This is a genomic window from Streptomyces sp. Ru72, assembly GCF_002920635.1.
Classification (GTDB): Bacteria; Actinomycetota; Actinomycetes; order Streptomycetales; family Streptomycetaceae; genus Streptomyces.
This window is the reverse complement of sequence record NZ_PQSR01000025.1, coordinates 24,391-43,991: the sequence shown is the minus strand read 5'-3', so window position 1 is coordinate 43,991 and position 19,601 is coordinate 24,391. Positions and strand designations below refer to the sequence as shown.

General features: G+C 70.1%; 15 protein-coding genes. 1 reads left to right on the top strand and 14 read right to left on the bottom strand.

Features of this window, described 5'->3' with window-relative positions; all coding sequences use genetic code 11:
* Positions 1-53 precede the first annotated feature (53 nt).
* Entirely contained in the window at positions 54-3,191 is a 3,138-nt protein-coding gene (ileS, locus tag C3488_RS14855) for an isoleucine--tRNA ligase (RefSeq protein ID WP_103839878.1), read from the top strand.
* Positions 3,192-3,397: 206 nt separating this feature from the next.
* Here the strand turns inward: ileS and C3488_RS14850 are convergent, their stop codons facing one another.
* From C3488_RS14850 to C3488_RS14785, 14 genes are all read right to left on the bottom strand, one after another.
* Positions 3,398-4,528, bottom strand: a complete 1,131-nt coding sequence (locus C3488_RS14850) for a DivIVA domain-containing protein (protein WP_103839877.1) — start codon at positions 4,526-4,528, stop codon at positions 3,398-3,400.
* Positions 4,529-4,580: 52 nt separating this feature from the next.
* Positions 4,581-4,871, bottom strand: a complete 291-nt coding sequence (locus C3488_RS14845) for a YggT family protein (protein WP_103839876.1) — start codon at positions 4,869-4,871, stop codon at positions 4,581-4,583.
* A gap of 51 nt (positions 4,872-4,922) precedes the next feature.
* Positions 4,923-5,564: a cell division protein SepF gene (gene sepF, locus C3488_RS14840; protein ID WP_103839875.1), complete on the bottom strand. Its 642-nt coding sequence runs from the start codon at positions 5,562-5,564 to the stop codon at positions 4,923-4,925.
* A 129-nt stretch (positions 5,565-5,693) separates the two neighbouring features.
* The gene (locus C3488_RS14835) at positions 5,694-6,413 is read right to left on the bottom strand and encodes a YggS family pyridoxal phosphate-dependent enzyme (protein ID WP_103839874.1); all 720 of its coding nucleotides are present in this window, start codon (positions 6,411-6,413) and stop codon (positions 5,694-5,696) included.
* A gap of 6 nt (positions 6,414-6,419) precedes the next feature.
* A complete protein-coding gene (gene pgeF / locus C3488_RS14830) occupies positions 6,420-7,148 on the bottom strand; it encodes a peptidoglycan editing factor PgeF (RefSeq protein ID WP_103839873.1) in 729 nt (242 codons plus the stop codon).
* A complete protein-coding gene (gene ftsZ / locus C3488_RS14825; protein ID WP_103839872.1) occupies positions 7,145-8,332 on the bottom strand; it encodes a cell division protein FtsZ in 1,188 nt (395 codons plus the stop codon). The genes pgeF and ftsZ overlap by 4 nt, the downstream gene beginning before the upstream one ends.
* 279 nt (positions 8,333-8,611) lie before the next feature.
* Positions 8,612-9,388: a cell division protein FtsQ/DivIB gene (locus C3488_RS14820; RefSeq protein WP_103839871.1), complete on the bottom strand. Its 777-nt coding sequence runs from the start codon at positions 9,386-9,388 to the stop codon at positions 8,612-8,614.
* A 23-nt stretch (positions 9,389-9,411) separates the two neighbouring features.
* Positions 9,412-10,503, bottom strand: coding sequence for an undecaprenyldiphospho-muramoylpentapeptide beta-N-acetylglucosaminyltransferase (murG, locus tag C3488_RS14815; RefSeq protein ID WP_103839870.1), 1,092 nt, complete (start codon positions 10,501-10,503; stop codon positions 9,412-9,414).
* A 6-nt stretch (positions 10,504-10,509) separates the two neighbouring features.
* Complete coding sequence (ftsW, locus tag C3488_RS14810) at positions 10,510-11,871, bottom strand: putative lipid II flippase FtsW (protein ID WP_103839869.1); 1,362 nt, start codon at positions 11,869-11,871, stop codon at positions 10,510-10,512.
* 116 nt (positions 11,872-11,987) lie between these two features.
* On the bottom strand, positions 11,988-13,418 hold the full coding sequence (gene murD, locus C3488_RS14805; RefSeq protein ID WP_103839868.1) for a UDP-N-acetylmuramoyl-L-alanine--D-glutamate ligase: 1,431 nt from the start codon (positions 13,416-13,418) through the stop codon (positions 11,988-11,990).
* On the bottom strand, positions 13,400-14,473 hold the full coding sequence (mraY, locus tag C3488_RS14800; RefSeq protein ID WP_103839867.1) for a phospho-N-acetylmuramoyl-pentapeptide-transferase: 1,074 nt from the start codon (positions 14,471-14,473) through the stop codon (positions 13,400-13,402). Before mraY ends, murD begins: the two co-directional genes overlap by 19 nt.
* Entirely contained in the window at positions 14,470-15,885 is a 1,416-nt protein-coding gene (murF, locus tag C3488_RS14795; RefSeq protein WP_103839866.1) for a UDP-N-acetylmuramoyl-tripeptide--D-alanyl-D-alanine ligase, read from the bottom strand. The genes mraY and murF overlap by 4 nt, the downstream gene beginning before the upstream one ends.
* Before the next feature lie 4 nt (positions 15,886-15,889).
* Positions 15,890-17,410: a UDP-N-acetylmuramoyl-L-alanyl-D-glutamate--2,6-diaminopimelate ligase gene (locus tag C3488_RS14790; protein WP_103839865.1), complete on the bottom strand. Its 1,521-nt coding sequence runs from the start codon at positions 17,408-17,410 to the stop codon at positions 15,890-15,892.
* A gap of 235 nt (positions 17,411-17,645) precedes the next feature.
* On the bottom strand, positions 17,646-19,598 hold the full coding sequence (locus tag C3488_RS14785) for a penicillin-binding protein 2 (RefSeq protein ID WP_308460669.1): 1,953 nt from the start codon (positions 19,596-19,598) through the stop codon (positions 17,646-17,648).
* Positions 19,599-19,601 lie beyond the last annotated feature (3 nt).

Genomic DNA, 19,601 nt, shown 5'->3' with positions numbered 1-19,601 from the left:
TCCCGGCTCTCGTCCCTCCGACGGAAGGCAGCACGTCCGCCGGAGGAAGATCGATGACGCAGTACCGCCAGGTGCCCGCCCAGGTCGACCTGCCCGCGCTCGAGCACGCGGTGCTCGACTTCTGGCGCGAGCAGAAGATCTTTGCCAAGAGTCTGGAGCAGTCCGAGGGCCGCCCCGAGTGGGTGTTCTACGAGGGCCCGCCCACCGCCAACGGCATGCCGGGCGCCCACCACATCGAGGCGCGCGTCTTCAAGGACGTCTTCCCCCGCTTCCGCACCATGCGCGGCTACCACGTGGCCCGCAAGGCCGGCTGGGACTGCCACGGCCTCCCGGTGGAGCTGGAGGTCGAGAAGGAGCTCGGCTTCAGCGGCAAGAAGGACATCGAGGCGTACGGCATCGCCGAGTTCAACGCCAAGTGCCGCGAGTCCGTGACCCGCCACACCGACGCCTTCGCCGAGCTGACGACCCGCATGGGTTACTGGACGGACCTCGACGGTGCCTACCGCACGATGGACCCGGCCTACATCGAATCCGTCTGGTGGTCGCTCAAGCAGATCTTCGACAAGGGGCTCCTGGTCCAGGACCACCGCGTCGCCCCCTGGTGCCCCCGCTGCGGCACGGGCCTGTCGGACCACGAGCTGGCGCAGGGCTACGAGACGGTCGTGGACCCGTCGGTCTACGTCCGCTTCCCGCTCACCTCCGGTCCGCTGGCCGGCGAGGCCGCTCTCCTGGTGTGGACGACGACCCCCTGGACGCTGGTCTCCAACACCGCGGTCGCCGCCCACCCCGAGGTCACCTACGTCGTCGCGACGAACGGCGCGGAGAAGCTCGTCGTCGCCGAGCCGCTCGTCGGCAAGGCCCTCGGCGAGGGCTGGGAGACAACGGGCCAGACCTTCACCGGCGCCGAGATGGAGCGCTGGACGTATCAACGTCCCTTCGAGCTGGTGGAGTTCCCCGCCCCGGCCCACTACGTGGTGAACGCCGAGTACGTCACGACGGAGGACGGTACGGGTCTGGTCCACCAGTCCCCCGCCTTCGGTGAGGACGACCTCAAGGTGTGCCGCGCGTACGGCCTGCCCGTGGTCAACCCGGTGCGCCCCGACGGCACCTTCGAGGAGGACGTCCCGCTGGTCGGCGGTGTCTTCTTCAAGAAGGCGGACGAACGGCTCACCGAGGACCTGCAGCAGCGCGGCCTCCTCTTCAAGCACATCCCGTACGAGCACAGCTACCCGCACTGCTGGCGCTGCCACACCGCGCTCCTCTACTACGCCCAGCCGTCCTGGTACATCCGCACCACGGCGATCAAGGACCGCCTCCTCGAGGAGAACGAGAAGACCAACTGGTTCCCGGAGACCGTCAAGAACGGCCGGTACGGCGACTGGCTGAACAACAACATCGACTGGGCGCTGTCCCGCAACCGCTACTGGGGCACCCCGCTGCCGATCTGGCGCTGCGAGGACGGTCACCTCACCTGCGTCGGTTCGCGCGCGGAGCTGACCGGGCTGACGGGAACCGACCAGTCGGAGCTGGACCCGCACCGCCCGTTCATCGACGAGGTCACCTTCGCCTGTCCGCAGGACGGCTGCGGGAAGACGGCCATGCGCGTACCCGAGGTCATCGACGCCTGGTACGACTCGGGCTCGATGCCGTTCGCGCAGTGGGGCTACCCGTACAAGAACAAGGAGCTGTTCGAGTCCCGCTACCCGGCGCAGTTCATCTCCGAGGCCATCGACCAGACCCGCGGCTGGTTCTACACGCTGATGGCGGTCGGCACCCTGGTGTTCGACAAGTCGTCGTACGAGAACGTCGTCTGCCTGGGCCACATCCTCGCGGAGGACGGCCGCAAGATGTCCAAGCACCTGGGCAACACCCTGCAGCCCATCCCGCTCATGGACCAGCACGGCGCGGACGCGGTGCGCTGGTTCATGGCGGCCGGCGGCTCCCCGTGGGCGGCGCGCCGCGTGGGCCACGGCACGATCCAGGAGGTCGTCCGCAAGACGCTCCTCACCTACTGGAACACGGTCGCCTTCCAGGCCCTGTACGCCCGCACCTCGAACTGGGCGCCGAGCGAGGCCGACCCGGCCCCGGCCGACCGCCCGGTTCTGGACCGCTGGCTGCTGTCGGAACTCCACGCGCTCACCGACCAGGTGACGCAGGCGCTCGATGCGTACGACACCCAGCGCGCCGGCAAGCTGCTGTCCGCGTTCGTCGACGACCTCTCCAACTGGTACGTCCGCCGCTCCCGCCGCCGCTTCTGGCAGGGCGACAAGTCCGCGTTGCGCACGTTGCACGAGGTCCTGGAGACGGTGACGAGGCTGATGGCGCCGATCACCCCGTTCATCACCGAGCGGGTGTGGCAGGACCTGATCGTGCCGGTGACCCCCGGCGCCCCGGAGTCGGTGCACCTGGCGTCCTGGCCGGAGGCGGACCTGTCGGCGATCGACCCGGAACTGTCGCAGCAGATGGTGCTCGTGCGCCGTCTCGTGGAGCTCGGCCGTGCCACGCGTGCGGAGTCGGGCGTCAAGACGCGCCAGCCGCTGTCCCGTGCGCTCGTCGCGGCAGCCGGCTTCGAGTCCCTGGACAAGGAGCTGCACACGCAGATCACGGAGGAGCTGAACGTCTCGTCCCTGGCATCCCTCTCCGAGGTCGGCGGCTCGCTGGTCGACACCACGGCGAAGGCGAACTTCCGGGCGCTGGGCAAGCGGTTCGGCAAGCGCGTCCAGGACGTGGCCAAGGCCATCGCGAACGCCGATGCGGCGGCGCTGTCCCTGGCGCTGCGCGAGGGCACGGCGTCGGTGGAGGTCGACGGCGAGACCGTCACCCTCGCCCCGGACGAGGTGATCATCACGGAGACCCCGCGCGAGGGCTGGTCGGTGGCGTCCGACTCGGGTGCCACGGTCGCCCTCGACCTGGAGATCACCGAGGAGCTGCGGCAGGCGGGCCTCGCCCGTGACGCGATCCGGCTGATCCAGGAGGCCCGCAAGAACAGCGGCCTGGACGTCGCCGACCGCATCGCGCTGCGCTGGACCGCGACGGACCCGGCGGTCATCGCGGCCCTGACCGAGCACTCCGGTCTGATCGCCGAGGAGGTCCTCGCCACGGACTTCGCCCAGGGCGAGGCGGACGAGACCTACGGTGAGCCGTTCACCGACGAGGGCTTGTCCCTGACCTTCCGCCTGCGCAAGGCGTAAGGCACACCCCAAGGCCCGGGCCCGCCAAGAATCTTGGCGGGCCCGGGCCTTCGGCGTTGCGTCCGTACGCACAGCCGCTCCCCGGTCCGAACACGGGCGCCAAGGACTTCGCACGAAAGAGATGCCACACGAAAGGGCGGGGCCCCGGATCGAGATCCGGGGCCCCGCCCTGAACGCTGCCGACGCCTACGGCGTCTTCACGACCCTCAGTTGTCGTCCTCGTCGATGAGGAACCCGCGCATCGGCGAGGGCGCCTGGCCCATCGGCGACGGGCCCTGCGGACGTACCGGTGCCATCGGCTGGGTCATCGCCGGGGACATCTGCTGCTGGCCGCCGTAGGACGGAGCGGACGGGGCCGGAGCACCGCCCATCGTCTGGTTGCCGCCGTACGACGGGGCGCTTGCGCCCGCCGGGGCCATAGACGGCGCCGACGGCGACGGCAGGGAAGCCGTGGCCGGGGTGCGCGGCGGAGCCAGCGAGTCGTCCGCCTGGGTCTCCAGCTGACGCAGCTGCGACTCCAGGTACGACTTCAGGCGGGTGCGGTACTCGCGCTCGAAGCCGCGCAGGTCCTCGACCTTGCGCTCCAGCGTGGCGCGGGCGGACTCCAGGGAGCCCATCGCGACGCGGTGCTTCTCCTGCGCGTCCCGCTCCAGGGCGTCGGCCTTGGCACGGGCGTCCCGCTCCAGACCCTCGGCGCGGCTGCGGGCCTCACCGACGATCTTGTTGGCCTCGGCGCGGGCCTCGGCGATCGCCTGGTCGGCGGTCTGCTGGGCCAGCGAGAGAACACGCGCGGCGCTGTCGCCGCCGGGACCCTGGCCGGGCATGCCCGGACCACCCATGGGGCCGCCCATCGGACCACCCATGGGGCCACCCATCTGCTGCTGCATCGGGGGCTGGCCACCCATCGGCCCCTGACCCATCGGACCCTGGCCCATCGGACCCGGTCCCTGGGGACCACCCTGACCGCCGCCGGGGCCGGCCGGCAGCTGCGGGGCACCGCTCGGCAGCTGGGGCGGGCCACCCATGGGGCCGCCCATCTGCTGCTGCGGCGGGCCCGATATCCCAGCGGGAACGGGAGCCCCGGGACCGCGCATGCCCTGCTGCTGATGCTGCGGGTCCTGGCCCTCCGGGGGCTTGCGCATGTTCTGCTGGTTCTGCGCGGCGGCACGAGTGGCGGCGGCCAGTTTGGCGCGCAGGTCCTCGTTCTCGCGGAGCAGGCGGGTCAGTTCGGCTTCGACCTCGTCGAGGAAGGCATCGACCTCGTCCTCGTCATAGCCTTCTCGGAGGCGGACGGTCGTGAACTGCTTGTTCCGAACGTCCTCGGGGGTCAGCGGCATGTCTTCACCTCAACGTAGTCATCGGCAGTCGGCAAGACCGTATCGTCCACATTCACCTCGCGAAGCTGCCCACGATCGAGATCAGGATGTAGACGATGATCATCAGTACGAAGAAGGACAGGTCGAGCGCCACGCCCCCGAGGCGCAGCGGCGGGATGAACCGCCGCAGAAGCTTCAGCGGTGGATCGGTGACAGTGTAGGTGGCCTCCAGAACGACCACCATCGCCTTGCCGGGTTGCCATGAGCGGGCGAACTGGAAGACGTAGTCCATGACCAACCGGAAAATCAGCACGACGAGGAAGCACATCAGCGCGATGTAGACAACCTGTAGGAACACGCCCATGGTCCGCGCTTCCCTCTCCCCTGCTCCCGTGCCGTCTTTCCGGTCTGCGTCTCAGCTCTGGTTGAAGAACCCGCCCTCTGCGATGCGGGCCTTGTCCTCCGCCGTGACATCGACGTTAGCAGGCGACAACAGGAACACCTTCTGCGTCACCCGCTCGATGCTGCCGTGAAGACCAAACACCAAACCGGCCGCAAAGTCGACAAGTCGCTTCGCATCTGTGTCATCCATCTCAGTCAGATTCATGATCACAGGAGTGCCCTCACGGAAGTGTTCCCCGATGGTACGGGCCTCGTTGTAGGTCCGGGGGTGAAGCGTGGTGATCCGGTACGGCTCTCGTTCGGACACGACCTTGGGCATGATCACCGGTGCGTTCTTCTCCAGACTCTGGCGTTCTTGTGTGATGGATGCCACGGGCGCGATGCGGGCCGGACGCCCGGATTCCGCGGGTAGCGAAGCGGAAGGGGACACTGGCTCGCGTGGCGCCGGCGGCTGCACCACGCGTACCGATTCGTCCCGTTGGGGCTGAAGTGCCTGGTGCGCCTGGTGAGTCGGTTCGTGCCGCCTGCGGTCCCGCTCCGGCTCCGGATCGAGTTCGGGCTCGAAGTCGTCATCGGGGTCGAAACCCCGGCCGTCGTACCCATCGTCCTCCACGAGGCCGAGGTAGACCGCCATCTTGCGCATCGCGCCGGCCATGCTCTGAGTCCTCCGCTCTGTGGTGGATCGGCTGACGACTGCCAAGTGCCCGCGATCCACGAGGTCGTTACGCCCGCCTATCAGCGGTAATGACCATATTTTCTGCTGTGGTCCGACTTCTTGGCGACGTTACCCGAGCCTGGGGCGGACTCCGAGTACCGCAGTGCCGACGCGCACATGTGTCGCCCCGGCCGCAACGGCCTCCTCGAGGTCCGCACTCATCCCTGCCGAGACCATGGTGGCAGCCGGATGGGCCCTGCGCAGGTCGGTCGACAAATCCATGAGCCGCTCGAACGCCGCCCGTTGACGCCCCGCGTACTCGCCGGTGAGCGGGGCGACCGTCATCAGGCCGTCCAGCCGCAGCCCCGGCGCGCTCGCGACGAGGTCGCCCAACTCTTCGATTCCTTCGGGCGCCACACCTCCGCGTTCCCCTCGGCCGCTCGCCCCCGCGTCGAGCGCGACCTGGATGAGACAGCCCACCTCGCGCCCGGCCCGTACGGCCTCCTTGGACAGAGCCGTCACCAGCTTGGAACGATCGACGGACTGCACAAGATCCGCGTAACCGACCACGGATCGCACCTTGTTGGTCTGCAATTGACCGACAAAATGCCATGAAAGCGGCAGATCCGAGCAAGCCGCCGCCTTCGGTGCCGCATCCTGATCGCGGTTCTCGGCGACGTGCCGCACGCCGAGCTCCGACAGAATCCGCACATCGGAGGCGGGATAGGTCTTGGTGACCACGATGAGGGTCACCTCCTCGCGCTTGCGCCCGGCGGCCGCGCACGCGGCGGCGATCCGATCCTCCACCTTCGCGAGGTTCGCGGCGATGTGATCCCTACGGTCCGTCATGCCCCATCAGTCCAGCCAGACATAGCCCGCGAGCCGCCCGGTCGTACGGTCACGGCGGTACGAGAAGTGATCGTGCGACTCCAGCGTGCACACCGGCGACTGCGCCCGGTCGCGCACCCCGAGCCGGTCGAGCTGCGCGTGCACGCCGGCGGTCACGTCGACCGCGGGAGTGCCCCAGCTCGTCTCGGCGTGCGCCGCCGGTTCGACGGCGGACACCTCGGCGCGCATCACCTCCGGCACCTCGTAGCACCGGCCGCAGACCGCGGGTCCCGTACGGGCGACGATCCGGGACGGGTCGGCGCCCAGTTCCATCATCGCGCCGACGGCGGCGGGGACGACTCCGGCGACCATGCCGGGCCGGCCGGCGTGGGCGGCGGCCACGATGCCGGCGACCGGGTCGGCGAGCAGGACGGGGGTGCAGTCGGCGGTGAGCACCGCGAGGGCGAGACCGCGCCCGGCGGTGACGATCGCGTCCACCTCGGGTACCGGGTTTTCACCCCAGGGGGCGTCCACCACGGCCACGTCGGCACCGTGCACCTGGTTCATCCACACCACCCGGGCCGGATCGAGGCCTAGCGACTTCGCGGCCAGCTCCCGGTTGGTGCGTACGGCCTCGGGGTCGTCGCCGACCGCGCCGCCGAGGTTGAGCTCCTCGTACGGAGCGGCGCTCACCCCGCCCCACCGGTCGGTGAAGGCGAAGTGCGCGCCGCTCAGGGTGTCGCGCTGTCCTATCACTTGAGGAAGTCCGGGACGTCCAGCTCCTCGGCCGCGCTGTCCGAGTAGGTCCGCGACGGCGGCACCGACGGCGGGGGCACCGGGAGGTCGGCCACCGGCTCCGGGGCGGGCTCCGGCGCCTCCTTCGGAGTGACGCTGCCGAGCGAGCCGAAGGACGGGCGGCTCTCGGCGGGGCGGACCGGCTCCTCGCGCTTGAGCGAGGACGAGCCGAGGACGTTCTCCCGCTTGGCCGGGGGCTGGCCGCCGTCGAAGCCGGCGGCGATCACGGTGACCCGGACCTCGTCGCCGAGGGCGTCGTCGATCACCGCACCGAAGATGATGTTGGCCTCGGGGTGGGCGGCCTCGCTGACCAGCTGGGCGGCCTCGTTGATCTCGAACAGGCCGAGGTCGGAGCCGCCGGAGATGGACAGCAGCACACCGCGGGCGCCGTCGATGGACGCCTCGAGGAGCGGCGAGGAGATCGCCATCTCGGCCGCGGCCACCGCACGGTCGTCGCCGCGGGCAGAGCCGATGCCCATGAGCGCGGAACCCGCCTCGGACATCACGGACTTGACGTCGGCGAAGTCGAGGTTGATCAGACCGGGCGTGGTGATGAGGTCGGTGATGCCCTGGACACCGGAGAGCAGGACCTGGTCGGCCGACTTGAAGGCGTCGAGGACCGAGACCTGGCGGTCCGAGATGGACAGCAGCCGGTCGTTCGGGATGACGATGAGGGTGTCGACCTCTTCACGGAGGGCCGCGATGCCGTCCTCCGCCTGGTTCGCGCGGCGCCGTCCCTCGAAGGTGAACGGGCGCGTGACCACGCCGATGGTGAGCGCGCCGAGCGAGCGCGCGATGTTGGCCACGACGGGCGCGCCGCCGGTGCCGGTGCCGCCGCCTTCACCGGCCGTCACGAAGACCATGTCGGCCCCCTTGAGGACCTCCTCGATCTCCTCGCGGTGGTCCTCGGCGGCCTTGCGGCCGACATCCGGGTTGGCCCCGGCGCCGAGTCCGCGGGTGAGTTCCCGCCCGACGTCCAGCTTGACGTCGGCGTCGCTCATCAACAGAGCTTGCGCGTCGGTGTTGATGGCGATGAACTCGACGCCCTTGAGACCGACCTCGATCATCCGGTTGATGGCATTGACACCACCGCCGCCGACACCGATGACCTTGATGACTGCGAGGTAGTTCTGCGGTGCTGCCACGTCGAAGGCCTCTCGCCTCGAATTACGTTGCCGTCGCCCCGCGGGTGACCCGCGGCTCGACGGCAGATGCCGAATGGGACGGTCCGAACGCCGACCCGAACCCTAACCCTGAAGTTTAGGGTTACCAGTGTGTCTGTTCCTTGGACTCTTCCGAACAGGACACTAAGTCGACAAGTGGCGCCCGTTCAACGAACACGCCGAACCTCCCGCTTTTCTTTTCACCCTATGTGATCAGCCGTAGCAGTGCCCAACCAGGGTGCTGGCCTGCGCGGATGTGCGTCAACTTCCCGATGACGCCGGGGCGGTGGGAACGCTGACATCGAAGTGCCGCGCACCGGAGGCGGCTTTCATCAGCGCGGTGAGCGCGGCGGCCTTCGCGCGGCCCCTCTCACTGCTGCCCCACAGCACGGTCCGCCCGCCGCTCAACTGCAGCGAGATGGCGTCATAGGAACGGACTCTGACGGTCCGGACGTCCCGCTTGACGCCGGCCGGTACGTCCTGGGCCACGCGGGCGGCCTCGCGGACCATCCGGTCGGTGCCGAATCGGCGCCAGCCGGCCGACTTGGACACCGTCAATTCCAGAGCCGGGATGCCGTGCGGAGCCTGCGAAACCGTGGCGAACCGTACGCCTTCCCTGTCCACTTCGATGAACTTTCCGCCGTTTTTGATGACCAGAACCGGAGTACGTTCAGTCACTTGCAGCCCGATTCCATGCGGCCACGAGCGGACGGCGTCAACCGTGTCAATTCGGGGCAGTTTCCGGCGCAGACGCGCCTCGAGCGCCTCGGTGTCGACGGAGATCAGCGGCGTCCCGATCCGTACTCCGGCCGCCTCGCGCACCTGCTTCGCGGTCAGCACCCGGGCTCCGGAGACGGACACGTGCTCCACGCGCAGCCACGGGGAGCCGTACAGCAACCAGAGCGAGCCGCCGGTCGCCAACACCACCGCCAGCGAAAGGATGATGAGCATACGAAGGGTGCGCAGCCGCCCGCGGCGGGGCGGGCCGGGCCGAACCTGCTTCCGCTCACCGCGCTGGGCGGTCGTCGGTCCGGCCACGGCTCCTGCCTTCCCTCAAGCTGTTACTGGTGACGCGAGGCGATCGCCTCGTACACCATGCCGACCAGCAGCTCGTCGGCGTCACGGCGGCCGAACTCGCTGGCGGCGCGGGACATCTGGTACAGCCGGTGCGGGTCGGCGAGCACCGGCAGGACGTTCTGCTGGACCCACTCGGGGGTGAGCTCCGCGTCGTCGACCAGCAGTCCGCCGCCGGCCTTGACCACCGGCTGGGCGTTCAGCCGCTGTTCGCCGTTGCCGATGGGCAGCGGAACGTACGCGGCCGGAAGCCCGACGGCGGAGAGTTCGGCGACGGTCATCGCGCCCGCGCGGCAGAGCATCATGTCGGCCGCCGCGTACGCGAGGTCCATCCGGTCCAGATAACTTACCGGGATGTAGGGCGGCATCCCCGGCATCTGGTGCACCTGCGGCAGTTCGTTCTTCGGGCCGACCGCGTGCAGGATCTGGATGCCGGACTGCTGGAGGTAAGGGGCGACCTGCTGGACGACCTCGTTGAGCCGGCGGGCGCCCTGGGAGCCGCCGGAGACCAGCAGCGTCGGCAGGTTCGGGTCCAGACCGAACGCGGCGCGGGCCTGCGGCCGCACGGCGGCGCGGTCCAGGGTGGCGATGGAGCGGCGCAGCGGGATGCCGATGTAGCGGGCACCGCGCAGCTTGCTGTCCGGGGTGGAGACGGCGACCTGGGCGGCGTACCGCGAGCCGATCTTGTTGGCGAGGCCGGGGCGTGCGTTGGCCTCGTGGATGACGATCGGCACGCCGAGGCGCTTGGCGGCCAGGTAGCCGGGCAGTGCGACATAGCCGCCGAAGCCGACGACGGCGTCCGCCTTGGTGCGCTCGAGGATCTGCTCGGCCGCCTTGATCGTGCCCCGCAGCCGCCCGGGGACCGTGATCAGCTCGGGGGTCGGCTTGCGCGGCAGGGGTACGGCGGGGATCAGCGCGAGTTCATAGCCCCGCTCGGGGACGAGCCTGGTCTCCAGCCCGCGCTCCGTGCCCAGGGCCGTGATCCCCACGGTCGGATCCTGCCTGCGCAGGGCGTCCGCGAGGGCGAGCGCGGGCTCGATGTGGCCGGCGGTCCCCCCACCGGCGAGTACGACATGCACCGAAATTCACCGCTCTCCGGACGAACGCGCCGCCGAGGCACGCCGTCGCATCGTGTTCCATCTCCGAGGAGCTCCGGTCGGCCCTTTGACAGGCGCTGGGTCTCCCGCCCGCTTTCTACCAAAGCGGGGTTGCCGCATCGCAAGCGCCGCCCGCGCAGCGGGCTCGTCGCGCGCGAAGGCGATCAGCAGCCCGATGGCGAACATGGTCGGCAGCAGGGCGGATCCACCGTAGGAGAACAGCGGGAGCGGGACGCCGGCGATCGGCAGCAGGCCGAGCACCGCACCCATGTTGATCACGGCCTGGGCCATGATCCAGGTGGTCACGCCTCCCGCGGCATACCTCACGAAGGGATCCTCCGTGCGTCCGGCCACGCGGATACCCGCATAGCCTAGAGCCGCGAAGAGGGCCAGTACCGACAGCGTGCCCGCGAGGCCGAGTTCCTCACCGGTGACGGCGAAGATGAAGTCCGTGTGCGCCTCGGGGAGTTGCCCCCATTTCTCCACACTCGCACCGAGCCCGGAGCCGAAGATTCCGCCCGAGGCGAGGGCGTAGAGGCCGTGCACGCCCTGCCAGCAGATGTCGTTGGGACCCAGGTCGGTCGCGCCGATGCAGGCCAGGCGGTTCAGGCGGTGGGGGCTGCTCTGGATGGCGAGGGCGCCGAGCACCACGGCGACGCCCAGCACTCCGGCGAACAGCCGCGTGGGCGCCCCGGCCAGCCACAGCAGTCCGAACAGGATCGCGGTCAGGATGATCGTCGTACCCATGTCGCCGCCCAGCATGATCAGCCCGAGCAGCACGAACGCCATCGGAACGAGCGGCACCAGCATGTGCTTCCACTGTGTGAGCAGCCGCTTGTCCTGCTTGCGCGCGATCAGGTCGGCGCCCCACAGCACGAGCGCGAGCTTGCCGAACTCGCTGGGCTGGATCTGGAAGGAGCCGCCCAGCGAGATCCAGTTCTGGTTGCCGTTGACCGCCATGCCCACCCCCGGCACCTGCACCAGGACGAGCAGGAAGAGGGCACCGGCCAGGATGGGGTACGCCAGCGCCCGGTGCAGTTTCACGGGCATCCGCGAGGCGACGAGCATCAGCAGGGCCCCGATCGCGGCCGCCAGGAACTGCTTGCGGAAGAAGTACGACCCGGGCAGCGACATCTGCAGGGCGGTGATCTGGGAGGCCGAGTAGACCATCACCAGACCCAGCACCGTGATCAGCAGACTGCTGCCGAGGATCACGTAGTACGCGGTGAGGGGCCTGTCCCAGGCCCGCCGGCCACGCGCGACGAGCCGGGTGAGCGCGTTGTCGCGCGGCGGCGGGGCGGTGGGGGGACGCTTGGGCGCGCGCGGCGTGGTACGGCTACTGGCTGCCACCGGTCACCTCATCGTCGCTGTGACACCGGCTGACCGCCGCGTAAGAATCACCAGCCACATCTGACTCATGCGTCCCTCCAAGGGTCCAGGCCACCGGCGGTGGCCGAGACCCGGCGTCAGGCGCCCGCGCCCTCACCGAGTTCGCGAACGGCCTCCGCGAACGCATCCCCACGCTTGTTGTAGTTGGCGAACATGTCCATCGAGGCACAAGCAGGGGCCAACAACACGGTGTCACCAGCATGCGCCAGCTTCCGCGCCTCGGCCACAGCCGCCCGCATCGCCCCAGTGTCGGTCCGTTCGAGGTCCACCACCGGCACTTCCGGCGCGTGTCGCGCGAGGGCTTCGCGGATCAGCGCGCGGTCCGCACCGATGAGCACCACACCCCGAAGCCGCTTGGCCGCGCCCGCGACCAGTTCGTCGAAGGTCGCCCCCTTGGCGAGCCCGCCCGCGATCCACACGATCGACTCGTAGGCAGCCAACGAGGCCCCGGCGGCATGCGTGTTGGTCGCCTTGGAGTCGTCGACGTACGCGACGCCGTCCACGTCCGCGACGTGCGCGATGCGGTGCGCGTCCGGCCGGAAGGCGCGCAGGCCGTCCCGTACGGCCTTGGCGGGCACCCCGAAGGCGCGCGCGAGGGCCGCCGCCGCAAGGGCGTTGGCGATGTTGTGCGGGGCGGGCGGGTTGACGTCCGAGACCTCGGCCAGCTCCTGTGCGTTCTTCTGCCGGTCCTCGACGAAGGCGCGGTCCACCAGGATGCCGTCCACGACGCCGAGTTGGGACGGCGCGGGCGTGCCCAGCGTGAAGCCGACGGCCCGGCAGCCCTCTTCGACATCCGCCTCGCGCACCAGGTCCTCGGTGGCCTTGTCGGCGACGTTGTAGACGCAGGCGACCCGATTGCCCTCGTAGACACGGCCCTTGTCCTTGGCGTAGGCCTCCATCGAGCCGTGCCAGTCGAGGTGATCGGGCGCCAGGTTCAGTACGACGGCGGAGTGGGCGCGCAGCGAGGGGGCCCAGTGGAGCTGATAGCTCGACAACTCCACCGCCAGTACGTCGTACTTCTCATCGCCGAGGACGACGTCGAGCAACGAGACCCCGATGTTGCCGACGGCGGCCGTGCGCAGGCCCGCCGCTCGGAGGATGGAGGCGAGCATCTGCACGGTCGTGGTCTTGCCGTTGGTGCCGGTGACCGCGAGCCAGGGTGCGGCGTCGGGACCGCGCAGCTGCCAGGCCAGCTCGACGTCGCCCCAGACCGGGACGCCGGCCTTCTCCGCGGCGGCGAAGAGCGGCTTGTCCGGCTTCCAGCCGGGCGCGGTGACGATCAGCTCGGTGCCCTCGGGCAGGGTTGCGCCGTCCCCCAGGCGCACGGTGATCCCGAGCGCCTCCAGCTCCGCGGCCTGCGCCCGGGCCCTCTCGTCGTCCCCGTCGTTGACGACGGTGACGACCGCGCCGAGCCCGTGCAGCACCTTGGCCGCCGGGACACCCGAGACGCCGAGCCCGGCGACGGTGACGTGCTTGCCCTGCCAGTCGGTCACTTTTCCGCTGCCCATCCTGCGTAGAAGATGCCCAGTCCGACGACCACGCAAATACCCTGGATGATCCAGAACCTGACCACCACCAGGACCTCGGACCAGCCCTTGAGCTCGAAGTGGTGCTGGAGCGGCGCCATCCGGAAGACCCGCTTGCCGGTGAGGCGGAACGACCCCACCTGGATCACGACGGACATGGTGATCAGGACGAACAGGCCGCCCAGCAGCGCGAGCAGCAGCTCAGTGCGGGAGCAGATCGCAAGGCCGGCCAGCGCGCCGCCCAGCGCGAGCGACCCGGTGTCGCCCATGAAGATCTTGGCGGGTGAGGTGTTCCACCACAGGAAGCCCAGGCAGGAGCCCATCAGCGCCGAGGCGACGATGGCGAGGTCGAGGGGGTCGCGCACCTGGTAGCAGGCCGACGGGTTGGTCAGCGTCATGGCGTTGGCGCAGGACTCCTGGAACTGCCAGACGCCGATGAACGTGTACGCGCCGAACACGAGCACGGACGCGCCGGTGGCCAGACCGTCGAGACCGTCGGTGAGGTTCACGCCGTTCGACATCGCGAGGATCATGAACAGCGCCCAGATGACGAACAGCACCGGGCCGATGGTCCAGCCGAAGTCCTGCACGAAGGAGAGCTTGGTGGAGGCCGGCGTGTTGCCGTGACTGTCGGCGAACTGCAGCGCCAGCACCGCGAAGGCGACGCCGACGATCAGCTGCCCGGCCATCTTGGCCTTGGCGCGCAGACCGAGCGACCGGCGCTTGACGATCTTGATGTAGTCGTCGAGGAAGCCCACCAGGCCCATGCCCGCCATCAGCGCGAGCACCAGCAGCCCGGAGTAGTTCGGCGAGTAGCCGGTGATCACCTTGGACAGGAAGTACGCGGCGATCGTCGACAGGATGAAGGCGATGCCGCCCATGGTCGGCGTACCGCGCTTGCTGGCGTGCTCGCGCGGTCCGTCGTCGCGGATGTACTGACCGTAGCCCTTGCGGGCCAGCAGCTTGATCAGCAGCGGCGTGCCGACCAGCGTCAGGAAGAGGCCAATGACTCCTGCGAACAGGATCTGCTTCATCATCGGGCGGCAACCTCACCCTCGGCACCGGTCTCGAGCAGCGCCTGCGCCACGCTCTCGAGCCCGACCGACCGGGACGCCTTCACGAGTACGACGTCTCCCGGGCGCAACTCGCTGCGCAACAGGTCGATCGCCGCCTGTGCGTCGGACACGTGCACCGACTCCTCACCCCACGAACCCTCGTTATATGCGCCCAGTTGCAGCCAGGACGCTTCCCTGCCCCCGACCGCGACGAGCTTGCTGACGTTGAGCCGGACGGCGAGCCGTCCGACAGCGTCGTGCTCGGCGAGCGCCTCGTCCCCGAGCTCGGCCATCTTGCCGAGCACCGCCCAGGTCCGCCGTCCCCGGCCCATGGCGGCCAGCGCGCGCAGGGCGGCCTTCATGGACTCCGGGTTGGCGTTGTAGGCGTCGTTGACGATGGTCACGCCGTCAGGGCGCTCGGTGACCTCCATGCGCCAGCGGGAGAGGGAGCCCGCCTCGGAGAGCGCGACGGCGATCTCGTCTGCGGACATGCCCAGCTCATGGGCGACGGCGGCCGCGGCGAGCGCGTTCGACACGTGGTGCTCACCGTACAGGCGCATGGTCACATCGGATGCACCGGAGGGTGTGTGAAGCCTGAAGGCGGGCTGTCCGCTGTCCGTGAGTCTCACGTTCTCGGCGCGTACGTCCGCTTCGTCGGACTCTCCGAAAAGGATCACCTTCGCCTTCGTACGGGAGGCCATGGCACGCACGTACGGGTCGTCGGCGTTGAGGACCGCGATGCCGCCGGCGTCCGAGGAGGGCAGGCTCTCGACGAGTTCGCCCTTCGCCTGCGCGATCTGTTCGCGGCCGCCGAACTCGCCGATGTGGGCGGAGCCGACGTTGAGCACGACACCGACCTTCGGCGGGGTCAGCTCGGTGAGGTAGCGGATGTGGCCGATGCCGCGGGCGCCCATCTCCAGGACGAGGAACCTGGTGTCCTCGGTGGCGCTGAGGGCGGTCAGCGGCAGCCCGATCTCGTTGTTGAGCGAACCGGGTGTGAACACGGTCGGCGCCTTGCGCTGCAGCACCTGGGCGATGAGGTCCTTGGTGCTGGTCTTGCCGGCGGAGCCGGTGAGGGCCACGAGGGTCGCCCCCAGCCGTGAGACGACGTGACGCGCGAGGGCGCCGAGGGCGGCCTGGACGTCGTCCACGACGATCGCGGGCACGCCGACGGGGCGCGACGCCAGGACGGCGGCGGAACCGGCCTCGACGGCCGCCTGTGCGAAGTCGTGGCCGTCCACGCGTTCGCCGACGAAGGCGACGAAGAGGCAACCGGGCCCCACCTCGCGGGAGTCCCGGACGACCGGCCCGGTGACCTGGACGGACGGGTCCGGTATGTCGTGCGTCTGCCCGCCGACGACTTCTGCGATCTCGGCGAGGGAGAGGGCGATCACAAGTTCATCCCTGGGTCTTCTGGATAGCTTCGCGAAGCACCTGGCGGTCGTCGAAGGGACGGACCACTCCGGCGATGTCCTGGCCCTGTTCGTGGCCCTTGCCCGCGACGAGCACGGTGTCCCCGGGCCGCGCGCGGGCGACGGCGGCTTCGATGGCGGCGGCCCGGTCCTCGAAGACCTGGACCTCGCCGCGCTCGTGCGCGGGCACGGACGCGGCTCCCTGGAGCATGGTGGCGAGGATCGCGAGGGGGTCCTCGGAGCGGGGGTTGTCGGAGGTCAGTACGGCGGTGTCGGCGAGCCGGGCCGCGGCGGCGCCCATCGGGGCGCGCTTGGTGGTGTCACGGTCGCCGCCGCAGCCGATGACGACGTGCAGCCTGCCCTCGGTGACCTTGCGCAGGGCGCGCAGCACCGATTCGACGGCGTCTGTCTTGTGGGCGTAGTCCACGACCGCGAGGTAGGGCTGCCCGGCGTCGACGCGTTCCAAGCGCCCGGGGACGCCCGGCACGGCGGCGACGCCGTCGGCGGCGGTCTGCGGGTCGAGCCCGGCCTCGGCGAGGGCGACGATCGCGGCGAGGGTGTTCGCCACGTTGAACGGGCCCGGCAGCGGCGACCTGGCGGCGATCCGCTGCTCCTTGGGGCCGATCACGGTGAACGTGGAGTCAAGCGGCCCGATGTGGACGTCCTCGGCATGCCAGTCGGCATCCGGGTGGCCCTCGGCGGAGTACGTGACGACCGGGACCCCCGCCTCCTTGGCGAGCCTGCGGCCGTACTCGTCATCGAGGTTGACCACGCCGAGCCTGCTGCGTTTCTCGGTGAACAGCTGCGCCTTCGCCCGGTAGTAGTCCTCCATGTCGGAGTGGAACTCCATGTGTTCCGGGCTGAGGTTGGTGAAGACGGCGACGTCGAACACGCAGCCGTCGACGCGGCCGAGAACCAGCGCGTGGCTGGAGACCTCCATGGCGACGGCCTCGACCCCGCGCTCGCGCATGACCGCGAACAGGGCCTGCAGGTCGGTGGCCTCGGGGGTGGTGCGCTCGGACTTGATGCGGGTCTCGCCGATGCGCATCTCGACGGTGCCGATCAGTCCGGTGGAGCGGACCGTCTTCAGGCCGCCCTCGACCAGGTAGGCGGTGGTGGTCTTCCCGGAGGTGCCGGTGATGCCGATCTGGAGCAGGTCACGGCCGGGGTGGCCGTAGATCGTGGCCGCCAGCTCGCCCATCCGTGCGCGGGGGTTGTCGACCACCAGTACCGGCAGGCCGGTCGCGGCGGCCCGCTCGGCGCCCGTCGGGTCGGTCAGCACGGCGACCGCACCGAGTCCGGCGGCCTGGGTGACGAAGTCGGCGCCGTGCGCTCGGGCGCCGGGCAGGGCGGCGTACAGGTCGCCGGGGCGGACGGCGCGCGAGTCGTGGGTGATGCCCGTGACCTCGGCGGCGACCTCCGGGGCGGCGACACCCAGCTGGCCGGCGAGCTCCGCGAGGGGTGTGGCGGAGACCTGGTGCGGCCTGGGCGGTCCCGGATATGTCACGGAAGCGCCCTTCTGAGTGGTGGGGGACTGATCAGCGTGTGGCACGGCGGTGAGCGTACCGGGCGCACCCCTCGGGGGGCGAAAAGGGAGCCCGTGCGAAGCGCGGTCCGACAAGGGCGGTGGTGGGAGACGGGTGGGCGAGGGCGAGGGCGGGGCGTGGTTCCCGGGATCGGGAGTGTTCGTTGTCACGAGCTGGTTCCTGGTCGGTCTTTCCCGTAGTGCTTCGTGGAGCTGATCATGGCGTGAACGTGACGGGCAGGTTCGCCGGGGCGGCTCCGGTCGGCGGGACCTGGAGGGTCTTCAGGGCGAACTCCATCACCTGCTTGAAGACGGGGCCACAGATGTCGCCGCCGAAGTAGCTGCCCTTGGTGGCGTTCTGGATCGCGCAGTAGACGGTCACGCGCGGGTTGTCCGCGGGGGCGAAGCCGGCGAAGGAGGACGTGTAGCCGCGGTACCTGCCGGTGGCCGGATCCACGCGGTTGGCCGTACCCGTCTTGCCCGCGACCCGGTAGCCGGGGATACGCGCCTTGTTGCCGGTTCCCTGCCCGTCGTCCACCACGGCCTCCAGCATCTGGGCGAGCGTCTTCGCCGTCTTGTCGCTGACGACCCTGGTCTTCTCGGGCTGTGGGGCCGGCGTGAAGCGGCCGTCCGGGCCCTTCGTGCCGCGCACCAGGGTGGGCTCGACGCGCACGCCGCCGTTGGCGATGGTCGAGTAGACGGACGCGGCCTGCACGGCGTTGATCGACACACCCTGGCCGAAGGGAATCGTGTACTGCTGGGAGGTCGACCACTTGCCGGGCGGCGCGAGGATGCCGGCGGTCTCACCCGGGAAGTCGAGCCCGGTGGGGCGGCCGATGCCGAATTTGCGCAGGTAGGAGTACAGGACCTGGTTGGCCTGCGGCTGCGTCCTGCCCAGCTGTCCGGCCGCCAGGATGGTGCCGATGTTGCTGGACTTGGCGAGGACGCCGTTGAGGGTCAGGTACCAGGTCTTGTGGTCGACGTCGTCCGCGAAGAGCCGGTCGCCGCGGTGCAGCCGGTTGGGCACGGTGACGTGGGTCAGCGGGGTCGCGGCGTTCTCCTGGAGCACGGCCGCCATGGTCATGACCTTGGCGGTGGAGCCGGGCTCGTACGCGTCCTGCAGGGCGGCGTTGCCGAGGGCCGCCGCGTTGGCGTGCGCGAGGTCGTTGGGGTCGAAGCCGGGCACGTTGGCGAGGGCCAGGATCTGACCGGTCCGGGTGTCCTGCACCACGACGTACCCGCGGTCCGCCCCGGACTTCTTCACCTGGTCGGCGATGGCGCTCTGGGCGGCCCACTGGATGTCCCGGTCGAGGGTCAGTTCGACGTCGGAACCGGCCACGGCGGGTGTCTCGGCAGAGCCCGCGGTCGGCACCAGACGGCCGCCGGACTGGGCGTAGCGGATCTTGCCGTCCTTGCCGGCCAGCTCCTGGTTCAGCTGCTGCTCGATGCCGCCGGCGCCTTTTCCGTCGGCGTTCACCCAGCCGAGTACCCCGGCGGCGAGGTCGCCGTTGGGGTAGACGCGCTTGTTGGTGGGCTCGGCGAGGACTCCGGCCAGGACGTTGGCCGTGTTCGGGTCCGTTCTCGCCTTGGCGGCGAGGGTGTTCTTCAGATCCTTGATCTGGTTCCACACCTGAGGGGTCTGGCGGTGGGCGAGCAGCACGTACTGGGTGTCCGGGGTCCTGAGCTTCCTGGCGACCTCGGCGGTGTCCTGGCCGATGATCGGCGCGAGCAGCGCGGCGGCCTGCTCGGGGGCGTCCGCAACCTTGGTGGCCTTGGGCGTGAAGAGCGTCGGGTCGGCCGTGATGTCGTACGCGTCCACGCTGCTCGCCAGTTCGACGCCGTTGCGGTCGGTGATCTCGCCCCGGACGGCGGCCAGGGTACGGCCGACGTAGCGGTTCTGGTCCGCCTTGGCGGTGTACGCGCTGGCGTCCACGGCCTGCACCTGGAGCAGCCGAACGACGAAGGCGGTCATCACCAGGGTCAGTGCGAGGCCGATCAGGCGCAGCCGGGGGCGGGGGCTGCCGAGCCGGATGGTGCGCGGGGCGGGGCGGCGGCCCGGGGCCGGGCGGCGTGCCGGGCGGGCGCCGGGGCCCGGGCGACGTCGGGCGTCGGGACGCACGGGCCGGGCGGGGCCGGGCACGCGACGGCGCGGCGGTTCCCTGTCGGACACTTC